Here is an 11,817-nt window from a genome sequence, read left to right as displayed (position 1 = left end):
TGTCGGATGATTGCAGAAAACACACAAACACAAATGCGTAAGGGTATATTGGAGTATTGCATACTATCAATCATAGCCCGTGACGAAACCTACGCCTCTGATATAATTGCCGAGCTGAAGAACGCACAGCTACTTGTGGTTGAAGGCACCTTATATCCCTTATTAACCCGGTTAAAAAACAACGGCCTGCTTACTTATAATTGGGTTGAATCAACGTCTGGGCCACCAAGAAAATATTACGCCCTATCTGATGAAGGACGGAAGACGCTGGAACAGTTGGATAAAACATGGCAAGAGCTTGCCTTTGCAGTACAAACCGCTATTGGAAAAAAGAAATAAACCAAACCGCTAAAATATCATATCATGAACAAAACAATCATTATAAACATAAACGGCACCGTCTTTCATATTGAAGAAGATGCCTACGAAACATTAAGAAATTATATGACGGATGTAAAACGTCATTTTTTAAACTCGGCAGACAGCCTTGAAATTACAACAGATATTGAAAACCGCATTGCCGAAATGTTTACTGATATACTGGCTCGTGAAAACAAACAGGTTATAGTCGAGCAGGATGTTAGGTTAATTATTGAGCAAATGGGTACCGTTGAAGATTTTGAGCATGCCGAAGAAGAAACATCAACCACACATAGCAACTATGCTTATAATAATAGCGGCACGCGCACGCTGTTCCGCGATCCGGACGATCATTTACTAGGTGGTGTTTGCGCCGGGCTGGCAAATTATTTTGATATACAAACCATTTGGGTAAGGCTGGCCTTTGCCTTGTCAGTCGTTTTTTTTGGAACAGGTGTTTTATTGTATGCTATATTGTGGATAGTAATACCCCGCGCCATTACCCGTGCCGATCGTATGGCCATGAAAGGGGAGAAACTAAACCTTCAGGGTTTCAAAAATAATTTCGAAGAAGAGCTGAGTGCCGTCCGTAATCATTTAAGTAATCTGCATGCCGAGGCCAGGCCTATTATATACAAGTTTAGAGATTTTGTGAGCGAGTTCTTTTATCACCTGGGTAAATTTATTACAGGTGCGGGGCGTGTGTTGGTTAAGATATTAGGCATAGCTATATTATTGGCATGCTTGGGTTTTGCCATATTTCTTACAGTTTGCCTGGGCATGGCAACAGTATGGGGCGACAGCCACATGCACATGTTCCCTTTCAGCATCATGTCCAACCAATATGCTAACCGGATATTGATATCGGGTTTTGTTGTAGCAATTATACCGTTAGTAGCCATTTTTCTGCTAACATTAAGAGCCATATTTAATACGCGCACCGTCGATAAATCTATAGGGTCTGTGATATTTGTACTTTGGTTGTTTGCTATTGGGGTGTTAGCTTACTATGGCACAAAGGTAGCAGCCGGGTTCCGGTCGTCAGCCAGCTTTAATCAAACACTTACCTTAAAGCCATCATCAAAAAACATCTACTATTTAAAATTAAATGATGTAAAATATTTTTCACACGAGGATAGTGTACGATTGAACATGAAATCAAACTTCCAAAATATGGTGGTTACTATTGATGGCGACGACTTTGATGAAATTGAACGAAATAACATTTCTATCAATATAGAAAAAAGCGATGTGAGCCAGCCGGTGCTGGTTGAGACCTTTCATGCCAAAGGCAGCCGTTATGATGATGCCTTGCTTAATGCCCGTAATACAAAGTATATATATGTACAACAAGATTCTATTATCAAGTTCGACCGGTATTTACAGCGCAATGCCAATACCGGTTGGCATGACCAAAGCGTAGAGCTTACTTTAAAGATACCATTGAACGCCACGGTTGTAGTTGACAACGATATTAACCGCCATATTAATGGCATTGTCGACATAAGAGAGTGTAATACAACCAATAAAAGATCCGAAGATTTTCCGTCGGCAGCTTTTGTTATGACAGCTACTGGCCTGCAATGTAAGATTGATACCCTGGTTACGGCTGCGGTTAAACCAGATTCGGCTAAAGTTGTAAAACCTGCAAAAGTTAAATAATGAAACTATTAGTTACCTATATGAGGCATATAAGTCTGCTGCTTATTTGCGGGCTTATATTAACCTTATATATTAATAGTATAGCTATTACCAATAAAGCAGAAAAGCATGTTACAGTTAAAGGCAAATCGCTTCTGGTTTGTAATACATCGGACCCTGTGCCTTTTTCGGTTTTAAATGATATAGTGGTTACGTTTTTCCCGGCATTAAAAAATGAAATTAATTTGTAACCTATTGCATCCTTTTTGCATCTTATATAAAAACGTTTGCCACTGCATTTAAAACATACACTATAAACAACACCGGCCAGGAAACACACCGGTTAAATTATCAAACTTTATTAACAAACAAAAAAAGAAGGAAAAACCCTTCACTGGAATGCTATTGCCTAAAAATTATGCTTATGAAATCAATCACTACTAAAATATATTATACGCTGCTATTAACAATATGGGGCTTCAGCGCCGCATTTGCGCAAACAGCAAAACCAACTATTACTATAACAGGCAAGCTGGTTGGCGAGCAAAACACACCTATAGATTACGCTACCGTTAGCCTGTTAAAAGCAACAGACTCTACCGTTGTTAAGGGCACACTTACCAATGTCGACGGCGTATATGCTTTTGATAATATTAGCCCGGGCAATTATATAGTTAAAGGAACAACTGTGGGATATAATAAAGCGGCAAGCGCGGTATTCAGCGTAACTAATGCACGCCTTGCCGTTCCTGATTTAACTATGCACCCTAATGTGAAAAGTTTAAATACGGTCACCATTACTTCATCAAGGCCCCTGATTGAGCGCAAAATAGACCGCACCGTAATGAATGTTGAAAATAGCGTTTTAGCAGCCGGAAACACAGCATTAGAAATATTACAAAAAGCACCGGGTGTTGATGTTGATAAGGATGATAACATTAGCCTAAATGGCAAACAAGGTGTAACGGTAATGATAAATGACAAACTTACCTATTTGTCCCCTGCACAATTAGCTACTCTATTACGTTCGACTGATGGCACTACCATACAATCTATCGAGATCATTACCAATCCATCAGCTAAATATGATGCGTCCGGCAATTCGGGCATTATTAATATCAAACTAAAAAAGAACAAGCAAAGCGGCACTAATGGCAGTGTTAATATAGGCGTGGGGCGCAATAAGCGTTCAAGAGATAACATGAGCCTTAATTTAAATCATAAAGAAGGTAATCTTAACCTGTTTGGCACTTTTAGCCATGGCGATAACCCGCGTTACCGCGAAATGAACATTGAACGTATAATTACCGATGGAACAGGCAAGCATACCTATTTTAGCCAGCTATCGCAAATGCCGCAAATCAACCACTACAACAATTATAATTTGGGCGCAGATTATGATGTGAGCAGCAAAAATACCATTGGAGTTGTTGTGAGCGGTTACTCAAATACCGAGCATGACGGTAATTATAATCATACCATTATCGGTTCAACTCTGGGTGTGCCCGATTCATCCTTAAGTACTAATTCATCCATTAATCAATCTTATAAAAACTTTACGTTAAACCTTAATGACCGTTTGAAGATCGATACCCTGGGCCAGGAATTAGGCATTGATCTTGATTATTCAAAATTTAACAATAACTCAAAAGCTGATTATAATACCGATTATTTTTTACCCAATGGCAGCATACAGCACGCGCCACAATTATTACGTAACCAAACACCATCAAATATTGAGATATATAGCGGCAAGGCAGATTATACTAAGCCATTAAATAAAACAATGAAGCTTGAAGCTGGAGTGAAGTTTAGCAGTGTTAAAACAGACAACGATCTACAGGCACAAAAATCATCGGGCGGGCTCTATGTAAATGATACCAGCCGCACCAATCGCTTTATTTATAAGGAGAAAATTGATGCGGGCTATGTAAACCTGAACAAAGAATATAAAAACGGATCGGTACAGTTAGGGTTAAGGGCAGAGTATACGCAATCAAACGGAGACCTTTTAGGCAGCACGCCTGTAGACCGTAGTTATTTGAATTTGTTCCCAAGTATGTTTATCAACCAAAAATTAAACAAAAAAAACGAAATAGGCTTTTCATACAGCCGCCGTATTGACCGTCCCAGCTATGATAATTTAAACCCGTTTATCTATTACCTTGATCCGTATACCTACTCGCAGGGAAACTCTTTTTTAAAGCCGCAATACACCAATAATTTCGAGTTTACTTATACCTATAATAAAACCATTAATGTAAGCATGGGCTACAGTAAAACTACTGACGCTATTACCGAGCTTATTTTAACACAAGGCAATAAATCTTTTGAGACGCATGCCAACCTGCAAGTACAAAACAGCTATAATATTAATGTATACTCGCCTTATACTATAGCTAACTGGTGGACCGGTAATTTTAATTTTAACGGATTTTACCTGGGCTTTAAATCAAACGGATTGATAGGTGGTAGTGTTGATAATGGTAAAAAAGCATTTGTATTCAGAACAACTCAAAACTTTATGTTCGGTAAGTTTAAAGCGGAAGTATCGGGCGATTATCATTCATCATTAACCTATGGCATATTTAACATATTCCCAAGGCATGGCATTGATGCTGCTATTAGCCGTTCGTTTGCCAATAAAAAATTCAATGTTAAACTGGGGTTAGATGATATTTTTAATACCCGTCGTAATGACATAAGCAGTAATGAATTGAGTAATGATTTTACTGTAAAGCAAAAAAGCGATTCCCGCTTATTAAAACTTAATATTACTTACAACTTTGGTAACTCAAAAATTAAGAATCGCGAACACCGCGGCGGTGCCGAAGATGAAAAAGGAAGAGTAGGTGGTGGTAATTAACCTAACCCCCTAAACATTAAAAAAAGGCGATGTAGTGTTTCACAAATTTGTGAAACACATGAAACACTCTTTTAGGTTAATCTATTGATATTTAGCAACTTGACAAAATAAGTGAAACACTTTGAAACAGTACAAAAGCTTTAGGTAAACCATGATAAATATCTTATAATAAACACATTATGCTATTTTGTCTGTTTTTTCAAAATTGGGGTGAAACACCTTTTTTTTGTGATGAGGCACAAACATGAAACACTATTACATTTAGAGGGTTAGGGGACCATAAATACCGCGTTGCTAAACAACAGCTTTCCGTTTTCCCAGAAGCTGCGGAATAATGGGTCGTCAACCAAATACACTACAGAGCCACGGCCCATAGATTGTACGCCTAACAATAATCCGTCTTTTATTTTCTCTTTGCTTTTTTCGCCAACGAAACCAGAAACGTATGCGTTTTTCTTGATGGTGCCTACGTTCCAGTCGCCATCGTCTAAAAGGGTATAAACATCATCACTTAATTTAAGCGTGTAATAATATTTAGGGAAACCAAACCCAAGCGGGTGGGTATTATCTAAATTAAGTTTATAAATAGCACCCGGCACGCTTGTTTTGATCGATTCGCGGTCACGATCGCCATATATTCTTATAGATGGTTTGGTTTTGCCGGTATCGGTATCTTTCCTTTTGATATCAAATCCTTTTTTGCCTGCCAGTTGCGAAACCGCGTCCTGCAGCACAATTAGTTTACCGCCATCTTTAACCCAGCTCTGTAATTTGTCCGACGGGAAATCATCATAGTTACCATCAGGAAAAATTATCGCGTCAAAATCACCCAGCCTTGCACGGTCTAAGTTTTTATAATTAACCAGTGATACAGGATACCCTATCTGCTGTTCAAAAAAGTACCATATCTCGCCCATGCTTTCTGACGATGCACCTTCGCCCGATACCAACATTACTTTTGGCGGATGGATATACCTGATAAAACTTGAGCCCAGGTCTACCCCTTTATCAACAAAACCGGTTGTTAGCGGAGTTAGCTCGCGCCCGGCAGCCATTGCTGCATAATGTACGTTATCATCAAAATCCACATTGTTATTGCCTGCCCTTGCTAAAATTAGCGATCCGGCACCAAATTTCTTACCCCCGGCCTCGAACGGTATTTCTGCATAGCGTACCTTAATGTTCTTTTTAAATAGTTCTACCAAAAACTTAACATCATTAACAGACTGCCAGGCAGCAACGTAGGCATAAGCATGTTGTTTATTTACTGATACCGTTAGAGGCGGTGACGGCGACCCGCTATTCATTTGTTGCGGGGCAACCTTAATAGGCTCCTTAAGCCCGTATGCCTGTAAGCCATAAGCATAAGGTAATGACCACGCGGTAATATCATAGGTATTAGAGTCGGCCACAAAAGTTTTGGGTTCCAGCAGCACATGCAGCAATACTGATTTTGGCTGATAAGCGCTAATAACCATATCATGAGCATTAATATCAAACTGTTCTGTTTTGCTATTAATATAATTAAAGCCTGATGCATTGGTTTTTACGCCATAATTATATTGGATGCCGTTTCTACGAAGTACCTCTGCCAAAGCGTTTATCTTATCTTGATTATCGTTTTTAATAACATAGGTTTTATAATCGCCGTTTGGGTTGGTACGGCTATTATCAAAATATTTTTTAAATTCTTCCAGTGCTTTTGTGGCATTGGCCGATGCGGTTTCGATAGTGCTTAGGCTGTTTGAGTGATGATGAGCGATGCGGTCCTTTAAGGTTAAAACATCGCCCATACGGGTAGTTACTGCAAGGCCTGCCCCAATGCCTCCCTGCTCATAGGTCATACCTATAGAGCCGTTATAAATAGGGTACGTATCGCCGTATGATGGGTAAAGCAGGTCAAACTCTTCCTTGGTAAAATACAACCAGCCGTTTTGGTCAAAGTACTTCGCGTTGTTTTTCCCTATAATTGTCTGAAACTCTTTTTGCCAGGCGGTAATATCTCTATGGAAAGGCTCGGCAGCCGGTGCAAAGTAATAAGGCGAGTTATAGCCCTGCTCATGAAAATCAACATGCACCTGCGGCAGCCATGAATTAAATAAGCCAACCCGTGCCTGTGTTTCTTTTTGTGTTTGCCAGGCCCAATCACGGTTCAGGTCAAAATAGTAATGATTCACCCGACCGCCCGGCCATGGCTCAGCATGCTCGCGCGCTGCCGGATTAGCATCAGGCGCGCTTCCCTTTACTGAATTATAGAAATTTACATATCGCTCATGGCCATCGGGGTTTAAACATGGGTCAATAACCACAACCGTATTTTTTAACCAGGCTTTTGTTCTGTTATTAGCCGGATCAACCATATCAAATAATGTTTGCATAGCTGCCTCGCTCGAACTGGGCTCATTACCATGAACATTGTAACTTAACCAAACTATTACCGGGGTATTGGTTGATGCGGTACCGTTATCTCCTAATCCGGCAAGACCTAAATTATTTTTACGGATATCTTCCAGCTTGCCAATATTTGCATCAGAGGCAATGAACATCGCCACCAATGGCCGGCCCTCGTTGGTTGAGCCGTATTGCACCAACTTAACATTTTTTGACTCGGTGGCTATGTATTTAAAGTAGTCTGCTATTCGTTGTTGATAGGTGAATTGTGTGCCTATTTCATAGCCTAAAAATTGGGACGGCGATTTGATGTTTTGTGCGAAAGCTGACAGAACACAACTTACGTATATAAATATTAAGAGTATTCTTCGTGACATTTGCCTAGTCTATGATTTTAACCCATTCTATCAAATCACTATCCGCAATGTCGCTTTGCTCTGATTTGTCATAAATGGAAAGTAAATATATTTTTGTTTTAGTAATTTGCGCATGGGTTATAACTCTTGCACCTCCAGACTTGCCCTTTCCTTTTGAAGCTATCGCTAGCCGGATTTTATAGCAATTGTTTCCAATGGCCGTACCATATTTGGGATTTTCTTTTAGTGAAGCAATTAACTGAATATATTCTTTTTTAAGTGATGGGAATTTTTTAGCAAGGCGCTTAAGTTGCTTTTCAAACAAAGCAGTAATTTCAATATTATAACTCATCCAACAGTTGTTCTGCGGTTTTAAGTTTAATTTTTCCCTGTTTAGCTAACGCGACCTCGTCTACGGCCTGTTTAAATTCTTTTAAAAATTTCGCTTTTGATGCACTAATCGTTTCCGCTTTTACAAAAGAAAGGTTTTGAAGCAATTCCATTACAAAATCAGCTTTGTTATCTTTTATATCTAATAATACTTTCATGGGTACTTCTTTTTGCTTGTATCAAATTTACCTTTAAAAAAGAAAGAAACCAAAAATTCACAAATTTCTTAAATTAGCTTAATTCAGCATCATCCAAAATCTGCACATTTGCATATCTTCACATCTGCACATTAAAAACACATGACACCTACCCAGGCCCTGCAAAAATATTTTGGATACAGCGAATTCAGGCACGAGCAGGAAGCTATTATACAGCATGTTTTAAACAGCAAAGATGTATTGGCGCTGATGCCTACCGGCGGTGGTAAGTCGCTATGTTACCAACTGCCTGCGGTGTTATTAAACGGGTTAACCATTGTTATATCGCCGCTTATTGCTTTAATGAAGGACCAGGTAGATAGCCTGAATATAGCAGGCATTCCCGCAGCTTTTTTAAATTCTACACAATCGGCGGATGAGCAGAGCCGCATTATTACTAAACTAAACAGTAACCATATTAAGCTTTTGTATTTGGCCCCCGAGCGCTTGTTTGGGTCGGAAAACAAGCTGGTGCAGTTTTTAAAATCTTTGCCGGTGCCCGTAGCGCAAATAGCTATCGACGAAGCGCATTGTATATCGCATTGGGGCCATGATTTCCGTCCGGAATATTTGATGCTTGCCGGACTGAAGGACCATTTCCCCAACATCCCTGTCATAGCGCTTACGGCTACTGCCGATAAGCTGACACAGAAGGATATCCTTGAGAAACTTAATCTTAAAAGCCCGGCTATATTTATTTCATCTTTTAACCGGGCCAATATTACTTACCGGGTTAACCCCAAAAGAAACAGCTTTGACCAGCTGCTTGATTTTTTAGAGGATCGCAAAGACGAATCGGGTATAATTTATTGTTTGTCGCGTAAATCAGTAGAGGCCCTTGCAATAGATCTGAAGGCGCAGGGATATTTAGCCGAGCCCTACCATGCCGGTTTGGATAACGCCGTAAAAGCCAGGAACCAGGAAGCATTTTTGCGCGATGATGTAAAGATTATTGTTGCCACTATCGCTTTTGGTATGGGTATCAATAAATCTAACGTACGCTACGTGGTACACATGGATATGCCCAAAAACATTGAGGGTTATTACCAGGAAACCGGCCGCGCCGGGCGTGATGGGCTGGAATCGGCAGCGTTGCTGTTTTATTCGCCGGGTGATGCTATTAAGCTTAAAAGCTTTGTGAGTATTGACGGCGACCCTGTGCAAACGCAGATTATGCTGAGCAAGCTGAATGATATGGCTAAATATTGCCAGCTCCCTACTTGCCGCCGCCAATATTTATTAAACTATTTTGATGAGCAGGCGCCTAATCATTGCAACTCATGCGATGTATGTTTAAGCGAGATCACTAAGTTTGACGGAACACTGATAGCGCAAAAAGCACTATCGGCAGTATACAGGTTGAAGGAGCGCTTTGGCAGCACCTACGTGATTGATTTTTTACGCGGATCTAAAAATGAAAAGATACGTGAAGAACATAAAGAACTAAAAACCTACGGCGTAGGCAAGGATCTAAGCAAAGCCGATTGGCAGCGCTACCTGCGCGAGCTGGTAGCCTTAGACTATCTGCAATTTACCGATACCGAATACCCGGTTTTAAAACTAACCTCAAAAAGTGAGGCAGTTTTAAAAGGATGGCAAAAGGTGGATCTCATCGCCACGCAAACAATGGAAGAACGGCCAACCGAAACCCTGCCGTTTGAAAATGACCTGTTAAGTATCTTAAAAAATACCCGTCGCGATATCGCGTTACAGGAAAATGTCCCTGCCTACATTATTGTATCAGACGCTGCTTTGATGGAGATAGCCACCTATTTGCCGCAGAGCTTGGATGAGCTGCGGTTTATATCTGGTTTTGGCGATATTAAACTGGCACGATATGGGCGCGAGTTTTTAGCGCCGGTTAAAATTTATGCCGATGAGCGCGGCCTTAATTCACAGATCAGCAAAAAAAGTAAAAAGCGTGAGCGTAAGGTTAAAACAGAAAGAGTTAGCACACCCCGCAGCAGTGACACCCGAATGGTAAGTTTAGAGTTATATCGCAAAGACAAAACAATTGCCGAAATAGCCGCCGAGCGCGGTCTTTCGGCATCAACAATAGAAAGTCATTTAAGCTATTTTGTACAATCGGGCGAAATGGATATTTTGGACATGGTTCCTGAAGGGAAGATCCCCGCTATAAAAGATGCGGTTGAAAATTACGGTGCCGACAGGTTAGCGCCCCTAAAGGAAGTGTTAGGCGCTGATTTTACCTATGGTGAGATTAAAGCGGTATTGGGCTGGATGAATAGAAATCAATAACTTTACCGTTCTGTCTAAGAGTCTGGTGAGACACCCTGAGACCGAAGGAGACACCTGTTATATTTAAATACTATAATGACATCAACCCAACTTATACTATTAAATCTTGAAGAAGTGAGAAGGCGCAGCACCATCGTATGGAGCGCCATCCCCGAGAGCTTCTACAAGTGGCAACCAGATCAAAAAGCTATGCCGGTTATTGAAATGGTAAGGCATGTTTTAGAAGGAGAGTATGCGTATCATAACATAATTTTAGGGCGGGGTAATAAAGGCGATAACTATGTTTCTCCCTGGGAAGGCCGGCCTTATACCAATGTTATTGATGAATTAGCTTTTGCAAAACTTTACCGCGAAAAGTTTTTGGACATGGTTAGATCATTATCAGATAAAGACCTGGAGGAAATAGAAATTGTTCGTGCCTCATTAGGGCAAAAAAGAAAACTTGGCGATTATTTGTTACGTATTGCTTATCATGAAAGCGTGCACATGGGGCAAATGCTCTCTTATTTAAGAACGCTTGGTATAGACAGGCCGCAAATTTGGGATTAATGACTACTACCGAACAACTATATCAACTCTATTTGCAACATCCGGCTATCAGTACCGATACCCGCAAAATTGCTACAGACAGTTTGTTTTTTGCCCTAAAGGGCGACAAGTTTGACGCGAATACCTTTGCCCAACAAGCCATTGAGGCAGGCGCCGCTTATGCCATAATTGATAATCCAGAATATAAGTTTAATGATCGGTGCCTTTTAGTTGCTGATGTTTTAGCCGCCCTGCAAGACCTTGCCCGGCACCACCGTAAACAATTAACTATACCGGTTATTGGACTTACCGGCACTAATGGCAAAACCACTACCAAGGAGTTAATAAATGCTGTTTTATCGCAGCACTTTACAACACTGGCTACACAGGGTAATTTGAATAATCATATCGGCGTTCCGTTAACTGTTTTAAATATAAACGCATCGCACCAAATGGTGGTGATTGAAATGGGCGCCAATCATATAAAAGAAATTGAGGTGCTTTGCAGCATTGCACAACCAACGCATGGCCTGATAACCAATGTGGGCAAAGCGCATTTAGAAGGATTTGGCAGTATTGAAGGGGTAAAAATAGCTAAGGGTGAGTTGTACGATTTTTTAGCCCCACAGCCCCAAAAAGGCATTACTTTTGTTAATAGTAACAGTGCTGCTTTAATGGATATGCAGGCTGCCCGCAAGTTTGCTGTGCCGCCGGTTTTTTATGGTGATGCTATTGATGATTTGGTTAGCGGCGAGATTACAGAAAATGCGCCGCTGCTGTCTGTGAAGTGGACAAACAATAGCTCGGGCGAAAGCTATGTGGTTAAAAC

10 protein-coding genes are annotated in these 11,817 nt (G+C 40.6%); 7 read left to right on the top strand and 3 right to left on the bottom strand.

Annotated features, from left to right (window positions below):
• Positions 1-6: 6 nt before the first annotated feature.
• The 4 genes from JWP71_RS08695 (at position 7) to JWP71_RS08680 (ending at position 4,867) form a co-directional block, all read left to right on the top strand.
• A complete protein-coding gene (locus JWP71_RS08695; protein ID WP_299498687.1) occupies positions 7-339 on the top strand; it encodes a PadR family transcriptional regulator in 333 nt (110 codons plus the stop codon).
• A gap of 24 nt (positions 340-363) precedes the next feature.
• Positions 364-2,022 carry a PspC domain-containing protein gene (locus tag JWP71_RS08690; protein WP_299498684.1) on the top strand — a complete coding sequence of 553 codons (1,659 nt, stop codon included), beginning with the start codon at positions 364-366 and terminating at the stop codon, positions 2,020-2,022.
• Positions 2,022-2,252, top strand: coding sequence for a hypothetical protein (locus JWP71_RS08685; protein ID WP_299498682.1), 231 nt, complete (start codon positions 2,022-2,024; stop codon positions 2,250-2,252). The genes JWP71_RS08690 and JWP71_RS08685 overlap by 1 nt, the downstream gene beginning before the upstream one ends.
• Positions 2,253-2,425: 173 nt before the next feature.
• Complete coding sequence (locus tag JWP71_RS08680) at positions 2,426-4,867, top strand: outer membrane beta-barrel family protein (RefSeq protein WP_299498680.1); 2,442 nt, start codon at positions 2,426-2,428, stop codon at positions 4,865-4,867.
• Positions 4,868-5,136: 269 nt separating this feature from the next.
• Here the strand turns inward: JWP71_RS08680 and JWP71_RS08675 are convergent, their stop codons facing one another.
• The 3 genes from JWP71_RS08675 to JWP71_RS08665 are packed head-to-tail and all read right to left on the bottom strand — an operon-like array spanning position 5,137 to position 8,162.
• Positions 5,137-7,635 carry a M14 metallopeptidase family protein gene (locus tag JWP71_RS08675; protein ID WP_299498678.1) on the bottom strand — a complete coding sequence of 833 codons (2,499 nt, stop codon included), beginning with the start codon at positions 7,633-7,635 and terminating at the stop codon, positions 5,137-5,139.
• Positions 7,636-7,639: 4 nt separating this feature from the next.
• Positions 7,640-7,966, bottom strand: coding sequence for a type II toxin-antitoxin system RelE/ParE family toxin (locus tag JWP71_RS08670; RefSeq protein ID WP_299498676.1), 327 nt, complete (start codon positions 7,964-7,966; stop codon positions 7,640-7,642).
• Positions 7,956-8,162 (bottom strand): hypothetical protein, encoded by a 207-nt coding sequence (locus JWP71_RS08665; protein ID WP_299498674.1) that lies wholly within the window; start codon positions 8,160-8,162, stop codon positions 7,956-7,958. Before JWP71_RS08665 ends, JWP71_RS08670 begins: the two co-directional genes overlap by 11 nt.
• A 141-nt stretch (positions 8,163-8,303) precedes the next feature.
• On the opposite strand from JWP71_RS08665, the gene recQ reads away from it, so the two are divergent.
• From recQ to JWP71_RS08650, 3 genes are all read left to right on the top strand, one after another.
• Positions 8,304-10,460, top strand: coding sequence for a DNA helicase RecQ (recQ, locus tag JWP71_RS08660; protein ID WP_299498672.1), 2,157 nt, complete (start codon positions 8,304-8,306; stop codon positions 10,458-10,460).
• A gap of 75 nt (positions 10,461-10,535) precedes the next feature.
• Entirely contained in the window at positions 10,536-11,009 is a 474-nt protein-coding gene (locus JWP71_RS08655; protein ID WP_299498670.1) for a DinB family protein, read from the top strand.
• On the top strand, positions 11,009-11,817 hold an 809-nt coding region (locus JWP71_RS08650; protein ID WP_299498668.1), incomplete at its 3' end, for a Mur ligase family protein. The genes JWP71_RS08655 and JWP71_RS08650, both read left to right, overlap by 1 nt.

The sequence above is a fragment of the Mucilaginibacter sp. genome, assembly GCF_028287845.1.
GTDB lineage: Bacteria > Bacteroidota > Bacteroidia > Sphingobacteriales > Sphingobacteriaceae > Mucilaginibacter.
This window is presented reverse-complemented; position numbering and strand designations above follow the sequence as displayed.